This window comes from Nocardia otitidiscaviarum (assembly GCF_007362295.1).
In the GTDB taxonomy this organism is placed as follows: domain Bacteria; phylum Actinomycetota; class Actinomycetes; order Mycobacteriales; family Mycobacteriaceae; genus Nocardia; species Nocardia otitidiscaviarum.
Genome location: NZ_CP041695.1, coordinates 6,241,722 through 6,264,794, shown reverse-complemented (window position 1 = coordinate 6,264,794; position 23,073 = coordinate 6,241,722). Strand labels below are relative to the sequence as shown.

The window sequence follows — 23,073 nt, the reverse complement described above, 5'->3', positions numbered from 1 at the left end:
CGGGTGACGGTCCTTCCCTCGCTTCGCTTCCCCGGTTCGCTCCTCCGCTCCGGTCAGCCCAGAACCGGGATGCGCCGCGAAGCGAACGCGGGTGCGGAGGGGGTCGGGTGCGTTGTGATCTTGGGGTAGCCGGAGTGACCTGGGCGGCTGCTATACGTGGTCACGCGGACATACGCGCTAAGGTATGACGCGACTTACCTGTGATGACGCGCATGGCGTCGTGGCGGACGATGAGGTTGCCGCGCACATGCCAGATGGGAGGAGAGCCCCCATGGAGCTGCTCCTGCTGACCTCCGATCCCAATCCGGAGTCGGTATTGCCGTCGCTGGCGTTGCTGCCCCACCACGTGCGACCCGCGCCGACCGAGGTCGCCTCGTTGCTGGAGGCGGGGTCGGCCGATGTCGCGCTCGTCGACGCCCGCACCGATCTGGCCGCCGCCCGCGGACTGTGCCGGCTGCTGGGCAGCACCGGCTCCTCGGTGCCGGTGGTGGCGGTGCTGACCGAGGGCGGACTGGTCGCGGTGAACGCCGACTGGGGGCTGGACGACATCCTGCTGCCCGGCACCGGCCCCGCCGAACTGGATGCGCGGCTGCGGCTGCTGGTGGCCCGCAACGGCGGCGCGGCCAGCCCGGAGAACACCGGCAAGATCACACTCGGTGAGTTGGTCATCGACGAGGGCACCTATACCGCGCGTCTGCGCGGCCGCCCGCTCGACCTGACCTACAAGGAATTCGAACTCCTCAAATACCTCGCCCAGCACGCGGGCCGCGTGTTCACCCGTGCCCAGCTGCTGCAGGAGGTGTGGGGCTACGACTTCTTCGGCGGCACCCGCACCGTGGACGTGCACGTGCGACGACTACGCGCCAAGCTCGGCAGCGAATACGAATCGCTCATCGGCACCGTGCGCAATGTCGGCTACAAGGCCGTGCGCCCCGCGCGCAGCGCGAACAAGAGCGATGCGGTGACCTTCCCGGATGCCGAGAGCAGCGACGACGAATACGCTCCGGTGAACGGCACCGTCCAGTAGCCACACGACCGCGAATACCCGCACTGACCCGGTGACGTGATGCCGATCGCGCTGCGGATCCCCACCGCGACCGGTCGCGGTGCCGAGCCCCGGTGACGCGGTGCCTACCGCGGTGTGGACGCCCGCCGCTGTGCCGTGATGCGGTGCTGACCGTAGGTGGGTGACCGCTGCGGGGACCTCGACGCCGAAACGGACCGCCGCCGCGTTCGCCGAGTACCTGCGGGCGCGACTTCGCCTATGTCGTGACGCGCGGTGGTGGACCGGTCATGAAGCGGTCCGGCGCGCGTGCGTCACCGGCTGGGCCGACGGGGATGCCGATGTCGACCGCCCCCGAGTTCGGCGAGTGGTGCGGGCGCGGCCTTCTCCGACGCCGTGACGCACCGTGCCGCACCGCCCACGACGGGGGTCCGGTGCGCGGCCGGGGATGATCGGGTGACCCCGCCGTGTTGGACTCCTCCGGCAGGGCCGATAGCGTGGCCGGTCGGGAGCGCGTCGACCGCTGACAGCGGGTGGGACGCGGTCGAATCGGCCTGCGCTGGGTCGGAACGGAACGCGCCGGCGGTCTCACTACCGGCGGCATGGACAGGGAGCCGAGTTCGGCGGCGTCCCGCGATGGGAGGATGCGGTGGAGGTCGAAGCGCGGCGCATGCGCGAACTGGGTTGGACCGACCGGTTGGCCGACGATACCCCCGGGCGGGTGCGTGAGATGCTGGACCGCGCCGCCACCGCCGATGGCGTGGCACCCGTCTCCGAGCAGGCTGTACTGTCCCTCACCCGGGACGCCGAGGCCTGGCATCTGGTCGCCCGCGCCGGTGACGCGGTGATCGGTTACGCGAATCTGGTTGCCGCGCACGGAGAGCATCCCGCCATGGCGGAGGTGGCCGTCGATCCGGACCAGCGCGGGCGGGGAGTCGGCGCGGAGCTGGTGACCGCCGCCCTCGATGCGGGCGGCGACGGCACGCGGGTGTGGGCGCACGGGAATCTGGCCGCGGCGCGATCGGTCGCGTCCCGGCTGGGCCTGACCGTGGCCCGGGAGCTCTGGCAAATGCGTCGCCCCCTTGCAAATTCGGAGCTACCGGAGCTGACGGTGCCGGAGGACGTGCTGTTGCGGACCTACGCCGGTCCGTCCGACGACGCCGAGCTCCTGCGCGTCAACAATGCCGCGTTCGCCTGGCATCCGGAACAGGGCGGCTGGACCGAACGCGAGATCGCCGCGCGCCGCGACGAACCCTGGTTCGACCCGAAGGGCCTGTTCATCGCCGCGGACCCCGCCGAACCGGACCGCATCCTCGGATTCCATTGGACCAAGGTGCATCTCGACGAGGACCCGCGGATCGGCGAGGTCTACGTGGTGGCCATCGACCCGTCCGCCCAGGGGCGCGGGCTCGGCCGCCTGCTGACCCTGGCCGGACTGCACCACCTGCGCGAGCGCGCCCTGCCCGAGGTGCTCCTCTACACCGAGGCCGACAACACCGCCGCCGTCCACACCTACACCCGCCTCGGCTTCACCCCCGCTCACGTCGACGCGGCCTACGCGCGCTGAACCCGCGCCTCACATGGGGGCCGGTGCGGCGGGGCAACATCCGCAGGACCGGGTCTCCCGCGGGCCGACGGGCGTCGGGTGACGTCGGTCCCAGTGTTTTCGGTCACGGTCCGGCAACCGTCCGACCGGGCGGCTACTGCGTGGCTATCCACCCAACCCGCTAATCTGCGGCTAATGTCACACCTATCGGCCGAGATCGCACGAGGTTGTTCACCTTGCGTTCACCCGCCCAGGTCCAACTGTCTACGTACCGCCCCTACGTTGCTATGTGGGCGGTACCAGGCTGCCCGGTGCGCGAGTTCGCAGCGAACAGCCACCAATATGCGCCCGTCCGGCCGTTGAGGGGTCGGGCGTGCAGAACGATGATTCCCGGAGGAATTAGGTGAATCTCAAGCGTAGTAGCGCCCTGATCGGTGTGCTGGCCGCGGGTGCCATGACGCTGTCCGCCTGTGGCAGCGACGACAACACCGACACCAGCCAGGTGTCCGCGAATTCCGATGTCGCCTGTGGTGGCAAGACCTCGCTGAAGGCCAGTGGCTCGTCGGCGCAGAAGAACGCCATGGAGCGCTTCATCGCCGCCTACGAGGCCAACTGCGACGGCTTCACCCTCGACTACACCTCCAGCGGCTCCGGCGCCGGTGTGAAGGAGTTCATCGGCGGCCAGACCGATTTCGGTGGCTCCGACTCCCCTCTGAGCACCAAGAAGGACGAGCCCGCGCAGGCCGCAGCCCGCTGCGACAGCCCGGCGTGGAACCTGCCGACCGTATTCGGTCCGATCGCCATCACCTACAACATCGACGGCGTGACCGATCTGGCGCTGGACGGCCCGACCCTGGCCAAGATCTTCAGCGGCGAGGTCAAGACCTGGGATGCCCCCGAGGTCAAGGCGCTCAACCCGAACGCGAGCCTGCCGGCCGAGCCGATCGCGGTGATCTTCCGCAGCGACGAGTCGGGCACCACCGACAACTTCCAGCGCTACCTCGACGCCGCCTCCGACGGCGCCTGGGGCGACAAGGGCGCGGGCAAGACCTTCAACGGCGGTGTCGGTGAGGGTGCGAAGGGCAACGAGGGCACCTCGGCCGCAGTCAAGGGCACCAAGAACGCCATCACCTACAACGAGTGGTCGTTCGCCAAGGCGCAGAACCTGTCCATCGCCGAGATCGTGACCTCCGCCTCCCCCGAGCCGGTCGTGCTGAGCGTCGAGTCCGCTGGTAAGGCCATCGACGGTGTGAAGATCTCCGGTGAGGGCAACGACCTGGTGCTGGACGTCTCCTCGTTCTACAAGCCGACCGAGGCGGGCGCGTACCCGATCGTCATGCCGACCTACGAGATCGTCTGCTCCAAGTACGCCGACGGCGAGACCGCCACCGCCGTGAAGGCCTTCCTGACCTCGGCGATCACCAACGGTCAGAACGGCCTGGACGAGAACGGGTACATCCCGATCCCCGACAAGTTCAAGACCAAGCTGACCACGGCGATCAACGCCATCTCCTGATTGCCGGCCGATGACCGTTCACGATGACGTCTCGGCTGCGGGCCTGTCGAAATCGGCGGGCCCGCAGCCGGGCTCAGCTCACCCGTCGGGGGATACTTCGCTCATGCCGACCGACCCCAGCACGAAACCGAAGGCCGCCGCATCCCGTGGATCGGCACTGAACGCCGAATGGCTGTTCCGTTCGGCCGCCACCACGGCGGGTGGCGTCATCGTGGCGGCGATCGCCCTGATCGCGCTCTTCCTGCTGGTGCGGGCGGTGCCGTCGATCCAGGCGAACGAGGTCGGCTTCTTCACCAGCACGGAGTTCAACACCTCCAATGCCGAGCACCTGCGCTTCGGCATCAAGGACCTGTTCATGGTCACGGTGCTGAGCTCGCTCATGGCGCTGGTGATCGCGGTGCCGATCGGCGTCGGCATCGCCCTGTTCCTCACCCAGTACGCGCCGAAGGTGCTGGCCAAGCCGTTCGCGATCCTGGTGGATCTGCTGGCGGCGGTGCCCTCCATCGTCTTCGGCCTGTGGGGCTTCCTGGTGCTGGCGCCGGAACTGGAGCCGGTGCAGCGCTTCCTGAACGAGAACCTCGGCTGGTTCTTCCTGTTCTCCGACGGCAATGTCAGCATCTCCGGCGGCGGCACCATCTTCACCGCGGGCGTGGTGCTCGCGGTCATGATCCTGCCGATCATCACCTCCGTCAGTCGCGAGGTGTTCGGCCTGACGCCGTACATGCACATCGAGGCCGCGCAGGCGCTGGGCGCCACCAAGTGGGAAGTCGTCCGGATGACCGTGCTGCCCTACGGCCGCAGCGGCGTGATCGCCGGTTCCATGCTCGGCCTGGGCCGCGCGCTCGGTGAGACCATCGCCGTGCTGGTGGTGCTGCGCACCGCGGCGGAGGCGGGCAACTGGTCGCTGTTCGACGGCGGCTACACCTTCGCGTCCAAGATCGCTTCGGCGGCGGCGGAATTCAGCCAGCCGCTGCCCACGGGCGCCTACATCGCGGCCGGCTTCGTACTGTTCGCGCTGACCTTCGTGGTCAACGCCCTGGCACGGCTCGCGGCCGGCGGGAAGGTGAACGGATGAGTACCGTACTGCTCGACAAGCCGGTCAAGGCCCCGACCTTCCGCGAGACCAGCCTGGGCCGCCGGGTGCGCAACAACATCGCCACCGGTGTGGTGTGGGCCTGCTTCGTGATCGCCCTCATCCCGCTGGGCTGGGTGCTGTTCATGGTGGTCAGCAAGGGTTTCGAGGCGATCGTCTCGCCGACCTGGTGGACGAATTCGCAGAAGGGCGTGCTGCCGGATCAGACCGCGGGCGGCGTGTACCACGCCATCTACGGCACCATCGTGCAGTCCGCGGTGGCCGCGGTCATCGCGGTGCCGCTGGGCATCATGGCCGCCATCTTCCTGGTCGAGTACGGCCGCGGCTGGCTGGCCAAGACCACCACCTTCATGGTCGACATCCTCGCCGGTGTGCCGTCCATCGTGGCCGCGCTGTTCATCTTCGCGCTGTGGATCGCCACGCTGGGCTTCCCGCAGAGCGCGCTGGCGGTATCGCTGGCGCTGGTGCTGCTCATGCTGCCGGTGGTGGTGCGCTCCACGGAGGAGATGCTCAAGCTCGTCCCCGACGAGCTGCGCGAGGCGTCCTACGCGCTGGGCGTGCCGAAGTGGAAGACCATCGTGCGGATCGTGGTGCCGACGGCGCTGCCCGGCATGATCAGCGGCATCCTGCTGTCGCTGGCCCGCGTCATGGGCGAGACGGCCCCGGTGCTGGTGCTGGTCGGCTACAGCAAGTCGATCAACTCGAACGTCTTCGACGGCAATATGGCGTCGCTGCCGCTGCTGATCTACCAGGAGTTGGCCAATCCCGAACCCGCGGGCCGACTGCGGGTGTGGGGTGCGGCGCTGACGCTGATCCTGATGATCGCCCTGCTGTACCTTGCCGCCGCGGCGGTCAACAAGTTCCTGACGCGGAACCGATAGAGCGGAACGGATAAAGACGAGATGGCCAAGCGGATCGACGTCAAAGATCTGAATATCTACTACAGCGCCTTCCATGCCGTGAAGGACGTTTCGCTCACCGTGCTGCCGCGCAGCGTGACCGCCTTCATCGGTCCGTCCGGCTGCGGCAAGTCCACCGTGCTGCGTTCGCTCAACCGCATGCACGAGGTGACCCCGGGTGCGCGCGTCGAGGGTGCGGTGCTGCTCGACGGCGAGGACATCTACGGGGCGGCCATCGACCCGGTGGGTGTGCGCCGCACCATCGGCATGGTGTTCCAGCGCCCGAACCCGTTCCCCACCATGTCGATTCGCGACAATGTGGTGGCCGGGCTCAAGTTGCAGGGTGTGCGCAACAAGAAGGAGCTCGACGAGGTCGCCGAGCGCTCGCTGCGCGGTGCGAACCTCTGGACCGAGGTCAAGGACCGCCTCGACAAGCCCGGTGGCGGTCTCTCCGGTGGTCAGCAGCAGCGGCTGTGCATCGCCCGCGCCATCGCGGTCTCGCCCGACGTGCTGCTCATGGACGAGCCGTGTTCGGCCCTGGACCCCATCTCCACGCTCGCGATCGAGGATCTCATCGCGGAGCTGAAGAAGGAGTTCACCATCGTCATCGTCACCCACAACATGCAGCAGGCCGCGCGGGTGAGTGACCAGACGGCGTTCTTCAACCTGGAGGCGCAGGGTAAGCCCGGCAAGCTGGTCGAGATCGACGAGACGGAGAAGATCTTCTCCAACCCGTCGCAGAAGGCCACCGAGGACTACATCTCCGGCCGCTTCGGCTAGGACGTTCGAATCTCACGACCCCGGGTCCGATCGGACCCGGGGTCTTTTCGTATGTCAAAGCTCGGTGGTGCCGAGTGTTAGCTGCGTCATATGGGCGGCCTCCTATTGTGTGCAACTGTCGGTAACAGTTAGTGTCCTAGGTAACTAAACCGATCGTTATACCTAGGAGGCGGAGGATGGCTATATCAGCGTCGATCCAGCAGTCCGAAGCACGGATCGTCTTGTCCGGGCGGGGCAGAGTGGCGGCCTTGATCGCCATCTGTCTCGCCGAACTGCTCGTGGTACTCGACAACACGCTCGTGAACGTGGCGCTGCCGTCGATGGCTGTGCAGTTGCAGGCCGATATGGCCGGGCTCCAGTGGATCGTGGACGCGTTCACCCTGGCGTTCTCCGGCCTTCTGCTCGCCATGGGGCATCTGGGCGACCGGTACGGGCGCAAACGGTTCCTGGTGTGGGGTCTGGCCGGTGTGGCCGTCATGTCGGCGGCGGGTGCGCTGGCCTCGGGGCTGGGCCAGGTGATCGCGGCGCGCGCGGGCATGGGCGTCTTCGCGGCCATGGTCTTCCCGGCGACCCTGGCGCTGCTCACCAATATCTTCACCACCGCGCGGGAACGCGCCGCCGCCATCGCCGTGTGGACCGCCATGGCGGGCATCGCGATCGCCATCGGCCCGACCGTCGGCGGCTGGCTGCTCGAGCACTTCAGCTGGCATTCGGTGTTCTGGATCAACGTGCCGGTGGCCGTGATCGCCATCGTCGCGGTCTGGTTCACCACGCCGGAATCCCGTGCGTCGCATGTGGATCGCCTGGATCGCATCGGCATCGTGCTGTCGCTGGCGGGTGTCACGCTGCTGGTCTGGTCGATCATCGAAGCGCCCAAGCACGGCTGGCTGTCGGTGGAAAGCCTGCTGGGATACGCGATCTCGGCGGCCGCGCTGGCCGCCTTCGTGGCCTGGGAATTGCGGGTGCGGACCCCGGTGCTGAACATGCGGCTGTTCCGGATCCGCCGCTTCGCGGTGCCCGCGCTGGCGATCACGGTGTCCTACTTCTGCGCCTTCGGCTTCCTGTTCCTCATCACCCAGTACTTCCAGGGCGTCAAGGAGCTGTCCCCGCTCGAATTCGGCATCCACTCATTGCCTTTCGCGCTGGCGGTGGGTATCGGAGCCCCGGCCGCGACCCTGATCGCCCAGCGGGTCGGTGCGACCGCGGTCATCGTGACCGGTGTGCTCGTGCTGGCGGTCGCCATGTACATCGCCGGGCAGACCACGGTCGAAACCCCGTACCTGGGGCCGGTTCTGGTCTCCATGGTGCTCATGGGCATCGGCTTCGCGGTGGTGCAGGGTCCCGCCACCGAGTCCATCATGGGTTCGGTCCCGCTGGAGGAGGCCGGTGCCGGTTCGGCGGTCAACGACACCACCCGTGAAGTCGGCGGCGCGCTCGGGGTGGCGCTGCTCGGCTCCATCATGAGCTCCATCTACGCCGACCGGGTGAGCGGACGCATTGCCGCGGTGCCGGAGGCCATCATGAACGCCCAGCAGAAGGAACTGGCCTCCAACACCCCGATCAGCGTGCTGGAGATCATGAAGGCGCCGCTCAACCCGCTGCTGGAGCAGCCGCGCGCGGATCTGGTGCACGCCATGAAGGTCGCGGCGCTGGAGGGCTCGCACGCGGCCTCCATGGTCGCGGTGGGCACGCTGGTGGTGTGCGCCGTCATCGTGGCCGTCGCGCTGCCCTGGAAGCCGGAACGCAACCGGTCGCTGCTGCTCGGCTGGCGCGATGCCGATACCACCGACGATGAGCCGAAGACGGACTGAAGTCCGCCGGGCCGAGGTGTTGCCGCACCGAAATCCTCAGCCCTGAAACGCATTCGGCCGCCCGGAGTACCGGGCGGCCGAATCGCGCGTCATATCGGACGGTCAGAGAGATTCCTTCTCCTGATCCGGATCGGGCGGCAGCACGCCGGTCACCAGGAACACCACGCGACGGCCGATCTCCACGGCGTGATCGGCGAAGCGCTCGTAGTAGCGGCCCAGCAGCGCCACGTCGACGGCGGCGGCCACACCGTGCTCCCAGTCGCGGTCCATGATGAGCGTGAACAGATGCTTGTGCAGATCGTCCATCGCCTCGTCGTCGTCATTGAGCTTGGCGGCGCGCTCGGGATCGCGGGTCTCCAGCACGTCCTTGGCCGCCGCGCCCATCTTGACCGCGATGCGTCCCATTTCCGCGAAGTAGGAGTTGACCGCCTCGGGCACCGTGTGGTTCGGGAACCGGCGCCGCGTCATCTTGGCGACGTGCAGGGCGAGCACGCCCATGCGGTTCACGTCGGAGACGATCTGGATGGCGCTCACCACCTGGCGCAGGTCGCCGGCCACCGGCGCCTGGAGGGCGAGCAGCGCGAACGCCTTCTCCTCGGCCAGCGTGATCATCTCGGCGATCCGGTCGTACTCGGTGATCACCTGCTCGGCCATTTCGAGGTCGGCGTCGAGCAGCGACTTGGTCGCCCGCTCCATCGCGTCGCCCGCGAGGCCGGCCATGCCGCCGAGCAGGTCGGCGAGCTCGGCCATTTGTTCGTTGTAGATGACACGCATGAGTCAAGACACTAGTAGCCATCGCTGACCAAGTCACCAACGGTCGGTGAATCATCGGTGCCGGGTCGGCATGTCGTCCGTCACCGCTGGCGGCGTGGCCGCTACTTGCAGGTGTCGTCGGCCGCGTTCACATGCTCCAGATCGGACGGCAGTGTGATCGGCGTCTCCTCGGCGGTGGAGACCGGCGCGTCGGGCAGCGTCTGGCCGAAGGTGGTCGGCGTCTTCACCGTGCCGGTGAAATCGGAGCCGAGCACCACCTCCACGATGCTGCCGAGCCCGGTGGTGGACTCCAGGGACGCACCCGGGATCGCGCTGGCCACGGTGGCGGCGGCGGCCTCCTGGTCGCTGCCGGAGTAGCGGACCTTGGTGGTGGCGGACGAGCCCTCGGCGTAGTTGCCGGTGCTGTAGATCTGGAAGCCCTGGTTGGCGAGTTTGGTGGCGGTGGTCGAGGCGATGCCCGAGATTCCGGAGCCGTTGGACACCTGGAGCGACACCATGCTCGGGTCGACCGCCGTCAGCTTCGGCTTGGTCGGCGGGGCCTGCGTGGTGCTGGTCTCCTCGGGTTCGGGCTTCTTCTCCCCGGGCAGCGGCTGGTCGTCGATGATGGCCTGGAAGATGGCCTTGATATCGGATTCGCGCGGAATCTCGTTGCCGTACGACGTGGTGCCCGCGGTGGGGATGGTGAGGAAGGTGATCGCGCCGGCGTCCACCTTCTGTAGTGACCGGCCCAGCGTGAGCAGGTCCTTGGTGTTCACGTTGTCCATGAACGAGTGCTGAGCGAAGCCGTTGATGAAGCCGTTGAGCTTGCCCAGGTCGAACAGCACCTTGCTGGACAGCGCCCCGCGCAGCAGCGAGGCCAGGAAGCGCTGCTGCCGGTTGATGCGGTCGTAGTCGCTGCGCTCCTCGCCGTAGACGTGCCGGGCGCGCACGTAGTCGAGTGCGGTCGCGCCGTTGACGATCTGCTTGCCCGGTTCGGTGAGGATGGTGCCGAGGGTGTCGTCGATCAGCGGTTTGGTGGTGCACACCTCGACGCCGCCGATGGTGTCGACCATGGCCTCGAAGCCCGCGAAGTCGATGCCGACGAAGTGGTTGATCTTGAGGCCGGTCATCTTCTGGATGACCTTGGTCAGGCATTTGGGCCCGCCCAGCGCGTAGGTGGCGTTGAGTTTGTCCCCGATGGCCGAGGGGAAGCTCTCCGAGCTGTACTTCGCCGCTTCGTTGTCCCAGCCCTCGCACACCGGCCGGGTGACATCCAGGTCGCGCGGGAAGGACACGGCCACAACACGATCCCGCTTGGCCGGAATATTGACCAGCATGACGGTGTCGGCGCGCGCGCCCTCGGCATCCTCGGTGGTGCCAGCGCCGAGATCGGAGTTCACGCCCGCGCGGGTATCGGTGCCGACGATGAGGAAGGTCTCGTCGCCGTACTGCGCATTGGCGTCGATGATGTCGGCGGAGTTCTCGTCCAGTGCCGAAACCTGGTTGAAGCCATTGTCCTTGGCCTTCAGATAGCTCCACCCGCCACCGGTGACGAGCAGTGCGATGACCGCGACGACGGCGGCGGTGCTGCGCCCGGCCAGCCGCAACCGCTTGCTGCGGCGCTGCCGATTCCCGGCCAGGCGGGACAGCGGCTTGGCGCCGACCGCCGTGGGCAGTGCGGTGGTGGGGTAGTCGGCGGGTGAGGCGACGCCCCGAATGGGTCGCGGCTCTTCCGGTTCCGGCGCCGGACCCGTCACGGGCGGCAGTTCCTCGGTGACCGGATCGGCGGCGGCGGCCCGAACCGGCCCCGCCGCAGCGGCATTCGCGGCCCCCTTGCCCTTACCCCACGGCGCGCGGCGCACCGGGGCGGAGTCCGCGGGGGCTTGCCGGGCCATGGCGCCGGATTCGCTCGGGGGCGGTCGGCGGATGGCGCCGGAGTCCGCGGGGGACTGCCGGGCCGCACCGGATTCGCCTGGGGGCGGGCGGCGTACGGCACCCGAGTCCGCGGGCCCCTGTCGGCCGATCGCACCGGATTCGCCCGGGGCCGGGCGGCGGATGACGCCGGAATCGCCCGGAGCGGGGCGTCGGGTGGGTGTGGAGTCCACCGGAGCGGGCCGTCGGGTGGGTGTGGAGTCCACCGGAGCCGGACGTCGGGTCGGAGCCGAATCCATCGGGGCGGGACGGCGTATCGCTCCCGATTCGCCCGGGGCGGGGCGTCGCACCGGGGCGGAGTCCGCGCCGCCGCCCAGGCCGTTCATTTCGGTCGGGACGGCGCGGCGCGCTCCGGTCTGATCGACCGCGCGCCGGGCGCCGTGGGCGTCGGCTCCGCGCGCTCCGTTGGCGCCGCGAGACGCGGCGGTGCCGTGAGATCCGTTGGTGGGCTCGGCGTCCCAGGCGTCGATCTCCGGTGTATCGGATTCGGCGCGGCGTCGGCGTCGGCCCTTGCGCTCGTTGTCGACCTTCTCCACGAGGTCCTGCACCGAGATGGGCGCGGATCCGTTGGTGGCGTCATCGGCGTGCCGATTCCGGCGGCCGCGCGGCTGCTCCGCCTCGTCCGCGGGGTAGCGCTCCCACGGGGCGCGACCTCCGGGCCGTGGCGTACGCCCGTACCGATCGTCACCCACCAACGAACCTCACTTTGCTCTTCGATGCAGAGGCCATGATAACGATTTCGCCACAACGGACCAGTCGAACCAGAGAACCGCGCGGTCTCAGCCGCCGCCGGAGCCCACGTCAGCCGCCGCTGTGCATGACATCCGCCGCGGTCGGGACCGCGCAGTCGTCGGGATCGTCGAGCCAGCCGTGCGGCAGCGCCACCTTGCCCGGTGAGCCCTGTCTGCCGCGCGGGCCCTCCGCGTCCTTGGGGAACGGCGCGGTGGGATCGAGCTGTCCGATGAGGTCGGAGAGTTCGGCGAGGCTGCCGACGGTGGCGAACCTGCGCCGCAGTTCGGAGCCGACCGGGAAGCCCATGAGGTACCAGGCCATGTGCTTGCGCAGATCTCGCATGCCCTTGTCCTCGCCGTCGTGGTCGGCGAGCAGGGACGCGTGCCGGTACAGGATCTCGCCGACCTTGCCGAGATTCGGCGGGGTCGGGACGGGTTCGCCGCGCAGCGCGGCCTCGAGTTCGGCGAACAGCCAGGGCCGTCCGAGGCAGCCGCGACCGACGACGACACCGTCGCAGCCCGTTCTCGCCATCATGGTCACCGCGTCGTCGGCGCTGAAGATGTCGCCGTTGCCGAGTACCGGAATGGTGGTGACGGCCTCCTTGAGCCGCGCGATGGCGGTCCAGTCGGCCTCCCCGGAGTACCGCTGCGCCGCGGTGCGCGCGTGCAACGCGACCGCCGCCGCGCCTTCGGCCTCGGCGATGCGTCCGGTGTCGAGATAGGTGATGTGGTCGTCGTCGATGCCGATGCGGAATTTCACCGTGATCGGCACTCCGGCCGGTGCGGCCGCCGCCACCATCTCCCGCACGATGGCCCGGAACAGCTCCCGCTTGTAGGGCAGCGCCGCGCCGCCGCCGAGGCGGGTCACCTTGGGCACCGGGCAACCGAGATTGAGGTCGATGTGGTCGGCCCAGCCCTCGCCGACGACGATGCGCACGGCCTCGCCGAGGGTTTTCGGGTCGACGCCGTACAGCTGCATGGACCGCGGGCTCTCGTCGGGCCCGAACGACATCATGTGCAGCGTCTTCTCATTGCGCTCCACCACCGCGCGGGCGGTGATCATCTCGCACACGTAGATGGAGGTGGCGCTGCCGAATTCCCGGCACAGGGTGCGGAAGGCGACGTTGGTGATTCCGGCCATCGGGGCGAGCACGACCGGCGGATCGACCGGGTAGGGGCCGATCCGCAGACTGCTCGCAGCGGTTTCCAGGGACGTCGTCACGAGATCGATTGTCGCATCAGTCGGGGAGTGGTCTCGGCCACACACCCGCCGACCGGCTCGGCCGTGATCGTTTCGCCGCCGCTCGGCGACCGGCGGCGGGGCGTTCGCTCGGCCGTCACCGTGGGGCCGAGGCGGGTGCCGGGCGGTCGTCCCCGCGGGCGCGACGGATGCGGCCCGGTCGCACGGCGTGTGCGACCGGGCCGACGAGTCGAGGCACGGATCAGCTGATCCCGGCTCCCGCGAGCGCCTTCTCGCGCTTGGCGGCCTCTCTGGCCAGCATGCGGTCGCGCTGCTCCTCGAACTTCTCCACGTCCTTGGACAGCTTCTCCAGGAACAGGCCCAGCCGTTCGCGGGTCTGCTCACCGCGGGCGGTGAAGTCGGTGCGCTCGAAGATCTTCCACTTCTTGAGCACCGGGTTGACCACCTCTTCGAGGTGCTGGCGCAGGTCGTAGATGCCGTGCTTGGCCATGAGCACGCCGTTGCGGCGGAAGTTGGGCATGCCCGCGCCCGGCATCTGGAAGTTCTCCAGGATCAGGGTGATGGCGTCGAGCGCCTGATCGGGCGACAGGTCCAGCGCCGCGCCGCACATGTTCCGGTAGAAGATCATGTGCAGGTTCTCGTCGGCCGCGATCCGCTGCAGCATGCGGTCGGCGATCGGGTCGTCGCACACCTTGCCGGTGTTGCGGTGGGAGACGCGGGTGGCCAGCTCCTGGAAGGTCACGTACGCGACCGAATGCAGGAATCCGGCGTCCTCCTCGGTGGGGGAGGCGAAGCCGTTGGTCATGTGGACCATGCGCGCTTCCTCGAGCGCCACCGGATCCACGCCGCGCGTGACGACCAGGTAGTCCCGCATGACGATGCCGTGCCGGTTCTCCTCGGCGGTCCAGCGACCGACCCAGGTGCCCCAGGCGCCGTCCTGGGAGAAGTTCTCGGCGATTTCGCGGTGATAGGAGGGCAGGTTGTCCTCGGTGAGGAGGTTGGTGATCATCGCCGCCTTGGCGACCTCGTTCAGCTTCGACTGTGACGGGTCCCAGTCCTCGCCGCCCATGGCGGCGAAGTTCCGGCCCTCGTCCCACGGCACGTAGTCGTGCGGATGCCAGTCCTTGGCCAGGGAGAGGTGGCGGTTGACGTTCTCCTCGGCAACCGGCTCCAACTCCATCAGCAACTCGAGTTGAGTCAGATCCCTTGCCATGTATACGCCCTTCGTGTCGTGCGAACTTCCAGTGGTTCCCTCGCAGGCCATGCCGCCGCGGTCCCATACCTTACGGCACCGTAGGTGTGATGCGAAACGCATACGACCAGCATTGCGGCGGCGGTGATCGATGTCATATGGATGACGGCCCACGACGTGTTCTCCATCGCCGTGGGCCGTATTTCGTTAGCTTCCGGCGATTTTCACTTCTTACCGCCGAGCAGGCCGCCCAAAACATTGCCGAGCACATTGCCCGCGTTCTTGCCGAGTGCGTCGCCCAGCGCGCCGCCGAGTCCACCCGCACCGCTGCCCGAGCCGCCGCCGGTGGCCCCGCCGAGCAGGCTGCCGAGGATGTCGCCGAGCCCGCCGCCGCCGGCCTGGGTGGCCGCACCGCCACCCGCACCGCCGAGCACCTTCTTCCCAAGGTACGCGAGGACGATGGGGGCGAGCATGGGCATCAGCTTGGCCATCAGATCCTGGCCGCCCGCGCCGCCGACATCGCCGAGCGCGCTCATGACGGTGTTCTTCTCGGTGCCGAAGGTCTGGTCGACGATCTTGTCGCCGCCCGCCACATCGACCTGGTCGATATCGACGCCGCCGTCGAGCAGGTTGCTCGGCTGGTTGGCGATCTCCCCTTCGATCGCCGACGCGGCCTCGGGGTTGCTGGCCTTTGCCTGCAAGCCGCCCAGTAGCACGGGGATGGCGGCCTGGATGGCGGTGTTCGCGGTTGCCTCGTCCACGCCGAGCTTCCCGGCGATCTGGGAGACGGGGACTTGGGAGAGCAGGTCATCGAAGGAAGTCATGAGTTCCGCCTGTTTTTGGGGTTCCCGGGAAAAGGCCTATCGGGCTCACCCTAGGGGAAAACAGGGGATGTTGCCATGAATTCGCGGGTGTGGCGGCGGACCGGAAGGTCGGTTCCACGTCCGCCGCCACGCGAGTGCCCCCACCAGGGCTCGAACCTGGGACCTGCGGATTAAAAGTCCGTAGCTCTACCAACTGAGCTATAGGGGCGCGGGAGGCCAGTTTAATGTGCCCGCCCCGGAAGTGTTAACCGAGTATCCGGTTGGTGGTTAGCGCTGGATGTTTGTGCAGGTCATGGCAGTTGAGCGGGTGGTGTTGCGGCGTGTGGGGAGTGGTGGTTCTCGTGGGGCGGGGCGGCGGTGTGGGGTATTGGGCGTCGCGCTCGGGTGGCCTCAGGGGCTGAGCGGTCTGTTTGCGCGGTTGGGGGTGTGGCTGGCGTGGGGCAGGTAGGGGGAGGGGGATTCCGGATGGGTGCTCCAGGGTGGATGGGGGAGTGATCGGGGATACCCTCGGCGGTGAACCGGTGTGGATGGGGATGTGCCGCCGTATCCGGATCGATCTCCGCTCCGGATGATCACCGGGGGTGGGCGGTATGGGGGTCGGGACGGGTTCGGCCGGGGCGGGCGGTGGTTGGGCAGGGGGCCGCCGGAAGGGCTGGCAATCGTATTGACACCCAGATTGTTTCAGGTGGCCGTCCTCCGAATATCATCCAATCGTGATGTGTGGCAATGTAATTGGTGGGGGGTGTGGTTACCGGGCGGGGGCGGCGCCGGGCGGGCGGTGTCGTGGTGGCGGCGGCGCGGCTCGCGCACGGGCGGTCGCGGCGGAGTCGGCGGGCGCGTCGAACCTCCGTGGGATAAGGGTGAATTCGTCCTTTCGGACCAATCGCCCAACCGGTTGCTGCGGAATTGCGGAACGAGATAGGGGACGTTCTGGCTAACTGACTTTCCGGTACACACCACGCGGAGTGCGCTTTCCGGGTACGGTGACCGACTGGTGAATTCCCGAAGAACCGGGATTGCCCCGGCGGCACGGGATTCGGCTTATCGTTGATGTGCCCGAACGTGTCGCGACCGGTCTGGCCGATCGCGGCTCCAGAAGAGAGGCAGCGGGAGGCGACCAGACGACGTGAACGCCCGGGTGCGCACCCCCTGCGGCGCACCCGGGCGGGAAAAACTATACCAGTTGGTGTGTTTCAAGTTTTTCGCGCTTTTTCGTACCACAAGTTTGGTAATTCGGGCGCAAGCCCGTTCTGAAGTATTTGAAAGACACGTAACTTTGCGCCGGATGGCTGTTCTCACCGTGGAGAATGGCGCAACGGCGGTTAGCTAGCTTCGGAGGCGTTTCGAGCATGGCACGGCAGCAAGAGCGGGCCCGCCGGACACGTGCGGCGATCATCAGGTCCGCCGCCGTTGAGTTCGGGAAGAGCGGCTATGCCGCTGCATCGCTCAACCGCATATTGGAAGGTTCTCGCGCCACCAAGGGCGCCATGTACTTCCACTTCGACTCCAAGGAGGATCTCGCTCGCGCGGTCTTGGAAGCGGCCGTGGACCGCTACCGCGCGTCCACCGAAAGATGGCTCACCCGAGGCGATCTCGGTCCGCTCGACATCCTGCACGGGATGGTCGACGAGATCGCGCTGCGCCTGGAGAACGACATCATCATCCAGGCGGAGTTCCGGCTCATCATCGAACCGGAGTTCTACCGCGACATCCAGGCCGGTGGCGGGCGCATTCTCGGCCGCGCCATCCGGCTGCTCGCGGTGCGGGCGATCGAGCACAAGCAGCTGCGGCCGGACGCCGATCCGGACCGCTTCACCCGCACCCTGGCCGCCGCCCTGGCCGGTCAGCGCTACATCGCGGATGTGCTCGGCGGCCCCGGGGATCTGCGTTCCCGGTTCCGTGAGGCGCTCGAGGTGATCATCGAGGCGACGGCCACCCCGGAGTGGTCCGAGGAGTTCCGCCGCGTGGGCTGGCGGGTGAACGCCCGGTTGGAGGATCTCAATTTGGCACTCTGACCAGCAGATTTGGGAATAAGCGGCGAGCTGTCATAAGCTATCTCCGCTCCCAACGGAAGCCGTTGAGCAAACGGTCCGGAGACATCCGGCGGGCCCCCTTCGTCTAGCGGCCTAGGACGCCGCCCTTTCAAGGCGGTAGCGCGGGTTCGAATCCCGTAGGGGGTACCAGTGGTGGAAACACCGCTGGAGGAGCAAGCAAGGCCCTGTGGCGCAGTTGGTTAGCGCGCCGCCCTGTCACGGCGGAGGTCGCGGGTTCGAGTCCCGTCAGGGTCGCAAGACTACAGCTTGGCATTCGGTACGGGTGCCTCCGGCCAGGTAGCTCAGTTGGTACGAGCGTCCGCCTGAAAAGCGGAAGGTCGCCGGTTCGATCCCGGCCTTGGCCACAGTTCGAATGGGTGTTGCACACAGTGTGTGCAACACCCATTGTTCGTTTCCGGGCGGGATATCCAGGCCGTAGCTGTCACGGCGAGTTTTTCACTTCGAAATTTCGAATTGACGCCCTACTGTCGCGCTGCCGTGTGTTTCACATCCGCCGTCGTGATCGCGGTGGGATGCTGGAGGTATGGCTGACAACTCTGATGATCAGTGGTACTACTGCCTGAAACATCACCGGGCGGAACAGGGCAAGCAGCACTGGGTGGGTGAACGGATGGGTCCCTACCCCGACAAAGCCACGGCGGAGCGGGCTTTGGAGATCGCCAGGGCGCGGAACAAAGCGGCCGACGAAGCCGAGGATTGAGCCCTTTTCCCACGGCTGCCGGTGCGCTCACTCGTCGCTCAGGTGAATCAAGTACCGTTTCGGGAGCAGAAACGACGAATGCCCGCCCGTGCCGCGCGCGCGTACGGGCCGGAATCGAGCGGGAGGGCGAGCCTTGAAGGTAACCGTGGTGGTGCCGACCTACAACGAGCGGGAGAACCTGCCGGTGGCGGTGGAGCGGCTGACCGCGCTACCCGTGCCCGACCTGCACGTGCTGGTCGTGGACGACAACTCACCCGACGGCACCGGCGAGGTCGCCGACAAGCTCGCCGCGGAACTGCCCAGTGTCGTGGGCGTGCTGCATCGCACGGAGAAGGACGGCCTGGGCCGCGCCTACATCGCGGGCATCACCCGGGCGCTCGACGAGGGTGCGGACGTGGTGATCCAGATGGACGCCGACCTCTCGCACCCGGCCGAGGTGATCCCGGCCATGCTGGAGAAGCTGGAGACCACCGACGCGGGCGTGGTACTCGGATCCCGTTACGTGCCCGGCGGTTCCACCGCCGAGGAGTGGAAGTGGTACCGCAAGGCGCTGTCGGCCTGGGCCAACTTCTACGTGAACCTGATCCTGCGCCTGGGCGTGAAGGACGCGACCGCGGGGTTCAAGGCGTGGAAGGCGGATACGCTGCGCGCCATCGACGTGTCGTCGATCAAGTCGAACGGCTACTCGTTCCAGGTGGAGATGAACTACCGGACGGTCAAGAAGGGCATCCGGATCGCCGAGGTGCCGATCCGTTTCGAGGAGCGCACCAAGGGCGCGTCCAAGATGAGCCTCAGGGTGCAGCTGGAATCCGCCGCCATGCCGTGGAAGCTGCTGTTCGGCCGCCAGCTCTGAAACAACGAGTTCAGTCGTCCGTCGGCCACTCCAGCAGGGTGTCCACGAACAGTTGACGCACCCGCTCGATATCGGCGTCCATGGCGGCCGGGTCCCACCCGCTCACGTCGATGGGCGGCAGCACCGCCACGTCCACCACACCCTTGCGGACCACCGCCGAATCGCGCCAGGCGATCTCGCCCGCGTTCCGGATGACCACGGGAATGATCGGCACCCCGGCCTGGATGGCGATGTGGAACGCGCCCTTCTTGAAGGCCCCCACCCGCGGTGTACGGGAGCGCGTGCCCTCGGGTGCGATGACGATGGACAGCCCGCCCCGCAGCGTCTGCACCACCGGAGCCAGCGCGGCCTTGGCCGCCGCCGTATCGGCGCGGTCGATGAAGGTCACCTCGACGAAGCGCATGAGCGGTCCGAAGATCGGGTTGCGCGTGATCTCCTTCTTGGCGATGCCGGTGATACCGCCGCCGAGCACCTCGGCCACCACCACCATGTCGAACTGGCTCTGATGATTGAAGATGAACACGGCGGGCCGCAGCGCGCGAGCGTACTCCCGCCCCGTCACGCGCACCCGCACTCCGGTGCCGCGCAGGGTGGACTCGGCGGCGTGGTTCAGCAGCGAATCCGCCATCTCCCGGCGCTGTTTGGTGTGCGCCTTGGCCGCCACCCCGAACAGCGCGCCCCCGAGCAGCGCCGCGAATCCGGCGACGGTCCGGGCGTAGTCGGTGGGACGGGGGGTGGTGCGCGGCCGGAAATGCAGGATGGGCCACTCCTTCTCGGTGGCCTCCAGCACCGTGCGCGGATCGGGGTTGACCGCCACCGGCCGCCCAGCCACCCCGAGCAGCGGCAGATCGGCGGCGCTGTCGGCGTACACCCAGCTGCGCGTCAGGTCGATGCCCTCGGCGAGGGCGAAGCGCCGCACCGCGTCGGCCTTGCCGTTGCGCCACAGCGGCTTGCCCTCCACGTGGCCGGTGAGGACGCCGTCCTGGGCGGCCATGGCGGTGCACAGCACGGTGGGGATGCCGAGTTCGTCGGCGGCGGGCCGCACCTGGAAGCGGGTGAGCGCACTCACCAGCACCAGGGTGTGCCCGGCGGTCTCGTGTTCGCGGATCAGCCGCCAGGCTTCCGGGTACAGGTGTCCGTAGACGGTGCGCTGGAACAGCGTCGCGCCCAGCTCCTCGAGCCGATGCTCCGGCAGTCCGGCCCAGGCGTGCATGGTGTGTTGTAGGAACCGCTCGTATTCGCCCTCGCTGCGGGCGCCGCGAATGCTGCCGAGCAGTCCGGCCGCGACGGGGTCGCGGTCGCGGCGCAGCAGCCGCCGGGTGAGCGAGGGTGGGTCGAATCCGTGCACGACCGTCCCGCCGAAGTCGAAGACGGCGGCGATCTCCGGACCCTGCGGGCCGGAGCGGATGGCCGCCACCGCCTCGTCGAGTGTGATGGCCCGCGCGGACTGTTCGGTTATGCCCGCACCGGGCCGTCGTCGCCGCAGATACGCGGGTCCGCCGGTGCGGGCGGGGTCGGTCTTCCGCGCGGCCCGAGAGCGCGTCGGTGCCGCACCGCCGGGAATCCTGCGGGCGCTCATAGCGTTTCCAGCCGATTCGACGGGTCCAGGGTGGCGGCGCGGGTGATGCGTCCGCCGATGGCGCGCAGCTCCCCGGCGAATCTGGTTCTGCGCGCGGCCAGTTCGGCCGGGTCGGCCGGGTCGGGGGTGAGCAGCCCGTGGTTGTCGGCGAGTTTGAGCGCGCTGCTGAACAGTTCGGAGGACACCGATTCCGGGCTCTGCAGACGCTGCTGCAACAGCATCTGCCGGCCCACGTTCAGGCATTCGTCGATGATGGCCTTGCGGTCGACGGCGGTGGCGGGGTCGTGGGCGGCCAGCCGCTCGGCGACCACGAGTTGCGCGTCGAAGAAGGACCGCAGCACCCGGTGCGCCATCATGAAGCCGGATCCGGCGAGCTGGGCCAGGATCTCGGTGCCGACGGTTCCGGCGGCGGTGCGGCGGTGCCACTGCGGGTCCACGTGCAGCATCTCCGCGGTGAGTTCGGAGGTGAACTCGGCCCGCTCGGGGAAGAAGAACTCGAACTTGAGCAGGTCGCGCAGCCGGTAGGCGGCCTCCCAGCCGACCCGCAGCTGATCGCCCTCGGGCGCTTCCACGGCGGTGAGGACGGCCAGCTCGAGGATGGCGCGGTTGACGAACCAGTGCACCGCGCTGTTGCGGTAGAACGCCGCTTCCAGATGCGCGCCCGCGCCGATGGAGTACACCGGCTCCAGTCCGCCCCGGTACACGGTCACCACCTTGGCGATGGCGAGCTGTTCGAGCACCACCGCGAGGCCGTGATCGTCGCGGAGGGTGTCGAGTTCGCCGCGCGGGAGGTCGCGGTATTCGATGTAGCCGAGTACGGGCGCGATGGCGGCGCGCAGTTCGTCCCGGGTGAGCGCGCGTTCGTGCACGCCGAGCAGGACGAGCGTGGTGAGCGCGTTGACGGTGATCGGGGTGACGGCATTGATGCCCACCGCGACATCGAAGGCGAGCCGCTGCACCGCCCGCCGCTCCTGTTCCTCCACCACGCTTTCCGATTCCGGGACCGCGCCGTTGCCGCCCGCTGCCGAAGCAGATATCGCAGGAGTGGGGTTGGACACCGCTTCCGGATTCGACGTAGCCGGAGTGGAGTTCGACGTCTCCGGCTCCGGGTCTGCCTTCGCCGCAGCCGGATTCGACGTTGTCGGAGCCGTGTCCGCCGCCTGTGGGCTCGGGATCGATGTCGTATTCGACGCCGCCGCTCTCGGATTCGATACCGCCGGTCCCGGGTCGGCGGGTTCGACGAGCGGATCACCGTGCGCGGTCAGCCGTTCGCGCGCCGAGAGCGGTTCCCCGAAGCGCACGTACACGCGCCCCGCCGAATGCTGCTGATTGCGAACGTACCGCGCCAGCCAGGCCAGCCCCTCGGGTTGCTTCTTGCCGCCGGTCTGTTCGTCGGCGATGGCCCCGATCTCGTTGAGCCGCTCGTAGGTGATGGACACCGGCACCAGCATCACATCGTCCACGCGGCCCGAGCGCAGCGCCGCCGCGAGGTAGTTGAGCAGTCCGTATCGCGGCGGCCGCAGCTTTCCGGTGCGGGTGCGCCCGCCCTCGAAGTACCACTCCAGGTTGAACCGCTTGGCGAGCAGGTAGGCGAAGTACTCCTCGACGACGGCCTTGTACACCTCGTCGTCGCCGAAGCTGCGGCGGATGAATACGGTGCCGGTGCGCCGCGCGATCGGACCCATGGGCCAGAAGCCGAGATTGGCCCCGCCGATGACGTGATTGGGCGGGAAGTCGTTGCGGGCCAGCACATCCCCGAGTACGAAGGCGTCCACGTAGGAGCGGTGCGAGGGCAGGAAGACCAGCGGGTAGCGCCGGTTGAGGCTGCGCAGCCGTTCGAAGCCGACGGGGTCGTCGTCGACCTTCCAGGTGGAGGCGTGCACGGGCCGCATGGCCTGGGTGAACAGATCGGAGACCAGGCGGCTCTGCGCGGCGACGAGTTCGCGCAGCGCCTTCTCCGCGCGGCGGTGCATCTCGCGCGGTGAGGTGCCGGTGTGCGCGGCGATATCGTCGAGGCGGCGCAGGAATTCGGGGGAGTCGAGGATCTCCTCGGCCACCAGGCGCGGCACCTTGTAGCGGTCGCCGATGACGGCGCGTTCCGCGCGCTCCAGGGCGACGATGCCCGCGCGCACGATGGCGCGGGCGAACGCCTCGGCCGCACCGGCGGCTCCGGGATTGTTGGCGCGCAGCTCACTCAAGCGCGCGGGCTGTCCGGTGAGCACGAGGTGCCGGTCGGGCGCCTTGCCGATGAGTCGCCGCTGCATGAGGCGGTTGGGTTTGCGCGGATTGCTGAGGGTGATCAGATCGGTGAAGGTGGTGCGCCGCACGCCGTCTCGTTCCGGCGGCAGCCACAGCACCCGTACCGGCACCACGAGCGGGTCGTCGTGGCGGTCGACCAGGCGGGTGGCGATGGCGGTGGGGTCGAGGTCGATCTGGGTGACGGGCGCCTCGGTGCCGAATTCCTGGTTGATGCCGCCCTCGGCGAGCCAACTGCCGACGAGTTCACGTTCGACCTGGGTGGTGGAGTCGACCAGCGCTACCACCGAGCGCGGGGCGGTGGTGGCCGTGGGTATCCGGCTGTCGTGGTCGATCATCTGTGATCCCTC

General features: G+C 68.2%; 17 protein-coding genes and 4 tRNA genes. 13 read left to right on the top strand and 8 right to left on the bottom strand.

Annotated features, from left to right (window positions below; translation table 11 throughout):
* The first annotated feature begins 271 nt into the window (after positions 1-271).
* The 7 genes from FOH10_RS28025 (at position 272) to FOH10_RS27995 (ending at position 8,648) form a co-directional block, all read left to right on the top strand.
* Positions 272-1,027 carry a winged helix-turn-helix transcriptional regulator gene (locus FOH10_RS28025; RefSeq protein ID WP_029930881.1) on the top strand — a complete coding sequence of 252 codons (756 nt, stop codon included), beginning with the start codon at positions 272-274 and terminating at the stop codon, positions 1,025-1,027.
* 646 nt (positions 1,028-1,673) lie between these two features.
* Positions 1,674-2,570, top strand: coding sequence for a mycothiol synthase (mshD, locus tag FOH10_RS28020; RefSeq protein ID WP_143984355.1), 897 nt, complete (start codon positions 1,674-1,676; stop codon positions 2,568-2,570).
* A 382-nt stretch (positions 2,571-2,952) separates the two neighbouring features.
* Complete coding sequence (gene pstS / locus FOH10_RS28015) at positions 2,953-4,065, top strand: phosphate ABC transporter substrate-binding protein PstS (protein WP_143982937.1); 1,113 nt, start codon at positions 2,953-2,955, stop codon at positions 4,063-4,065.
* A gap of 103 nt (positions 4,066-4,168) precedes the next feature.
* Positions 4,169-5,140, top strand: coding sequence for a phosphate ABC transporter permease subunit PstC (gene pstC, locus FOH10_RS28010; protein WP_143982936.1), 972 nt, complete (start codon positions 4,169-4,171; stop codon positions 5,138-5,140).
* Entirely contained in the window at positions 5,137-6,039 is a 903-nt protein-coding gene (gene pstA, locus FOH10_RS28005) for a phosphate ABC transporter permease PstA (RefSeq protein ID WP_143982935.1), read from the top strand. Before pstC ends, pstA begins: the two co-directional genes overlap by 4 nt.
* Positions 6,040-6,060: 21 nt before the next feature.
* A complete protein-coding gene (gene pstB, locus FOH10_RS28000) occupies positions 6,061-6,837 on the top strand; it encodes a phosphate ABC transporter ATP-binding protein PstB (protein ID WP_029930886.1) in 777 nt (258 codons plus the stop codon).
* 176 nt (positions 6,838-7,013) lie between these two features.
* Positions 7,014-8,648 carry an MFS transporter gene (locus FOH10_RS27995; RefSeq protein WP_143982934.1) on the top strand — a complete coding sequence of 545 codons (1,635 nt, stop codon included), beginning with the start codon at positions 7,014-7,016 and terminating at the stop codon, positions 8,646-8,648.
* A 102-nt stretch (positions 8,649-8,750) separates the two neighbouring features.
* Here the strand turns inward: FOH10_RS27995 and phoU are convergent, their stop codons facing one another.
* From phoU to FOH10_RS27965, 6 genes are all read right to left on the bottom strand, one after another.
* Complete coding sequence (phoU, locus tag FOH10_RS27990; protein ID WP_029930888.1) at positions 8,751-9,422, bottom strand: phosphate signaling complex protein PhoU; 672 nt, start codon at positions 9,420-9,422, stop codon at positions 8,751-8,753.
* A 101-nt stretch (positions 9,423-9,523) separates the two neighbouring features.
* Positions 9,524-12,025, bottom strand: a complete 2,502-nt coding sequence (locus tag FOH10_RS27985) for an LCP family protein (protein WP_308212894.1) — start codon at positions 12,023-12,025, stop codon at positions 9,524-9,526.
* 109 nt (positions 12,026-12,134) lie between these two features.
* Positions 12,135-13,205, bottom strand: coding sequence for a tRNA dihydrouridine synthase DusB (gene dusB, locus FOH10_RS27980; RefSeq protein ID WP_244962128.1), 1,071 nt, complete (start codon positions 13,203-13,205; stop codon positions 12,135-12,137).
* A 301-nt stretch (positions 13,206-13,506) separates the two neighbouring features.
* Positions 13,507-14,478, bottom strand: coding sequence for an acyl-ACP desaturase (locus tag FOH10_RS27975; protein WP_039809347.1), 972 nt, complete (start codon positions 14,476-14,478; stop codon positions 13,507-13,509).
* Positions 14,479-14,681: 203 nt separating this feature from the next.
* Entirely contained in the window at positions 14,682-15,281 is a 600-nt protein-coding gene (locus FOH10_RS27970) for a DUF937 domain-containing protein (RefSeq protein WP_029930892.1), read from the bottom strand.
* Between the two features lie 135 nt (positions 15,282-15,416).
* Positions 15,417-15,489, bottom strand: a tRNA-Lys gene (locus tag FOH10_RS27965).
* 1,141 nt (positions 15,490-16,630) lie between these two features.
* On the opposite strand from FOH10_RS27965, the gene FOH10_RS27960 reads away from it, so the two are divergent.
* The 6 genes from FOH10_RS27960 (at position 16,631) to FOH10_RS27940 (ending at position 18,888) form a co-directional block, all read left to right on the top strand.
* Positions 16,631-17,296 (top strand): TetR/AcrR family transcriptional regulator, encoded by a 666-nt coding sequence (locus FOH10_RS27960; RefSeq protein WP_039809349.1) that lies wholly within the window; start codon positions 16,631-16,633, stop codon positions 17,294-17,296.
* Positions 17,297-17,388: 92 nt separating this feature from the next.
* A tRNA-Glu gene (locus FOH10_RS27955) sits at positions 17,389-17,464 on the top strand.
* Positions 17,465-17,495: 31 nt separating this feature from the next.
* A tRNA-Asp gene (locus FOH10_RS27950) sits at positions 17,496-17,569 on the top strand.
* Positions 17,570-17,605: 36 nt separating this feature from the next.
* Positions 17,606-17,679, top strand: a tRNA-Phe gene (locus FOH10_RS27945).
* Positions 17,680-17,858: 179 nt separating this feature from the next.
* Entirely contained in the window at positions 17,859-18,035 is a 177-nt protein-coding gene (locus FOH10_RS35040; RefSeq protein WP_162836493.1) for a hypothetical protein, read from the top strand.
* Between the two features lie 151 nt (positions 18,036-18,186).
* Positions 18,187-18,888 carry a polyprenol monophosphomannose synthase gene (locus tag FOH10_RS27940; RefSeq protein ID WP_143984352.1) on the top strand — a complete coding sequence of 234 codons (702 nt, stop codon included), beginning with the start codon at positions 18,187-18,189 and terminating at the stop codon, positions 18,886-18,888.
* A gap of 10 nt (positions 18,889-18,898) precedes the next feature.
* On the opposite strand, the gene FOH10_RS27935 is transcribed toward FOH10_RS27940, so the two are convergent.
* Both FOH10_RS27935 and FOH10_RS27930 read right to left on the bottom strand, forming a co-directional pair.
* A complete protein-coding gene (locus tag FOH10_RS27935) occupies positions 18,899-20,467 on the bottom strand; it encodes an HAD-IB family hydrolase (protein WP_143982933.1) in 1,569 nt (522 codons plus the stop codon).
* Complete coding sequence (locus tag FOH10_RS27930; RefSeq protein WP_143982932.1) at positions 20,464-23,061, bottom strand: glycerol-3-phosphate 1-O-acyltransferase; 2,598 nt, start codon at positions 23,059-23,061, stop codon at positions 20,464-20,466. Before FOH10_RS27930 ends, FOH10_RS27935 begins: the two co-directional genes overlap by 4 nt.
* Positions 23,062-23,073: the final 12 nt, after the last annotated feature.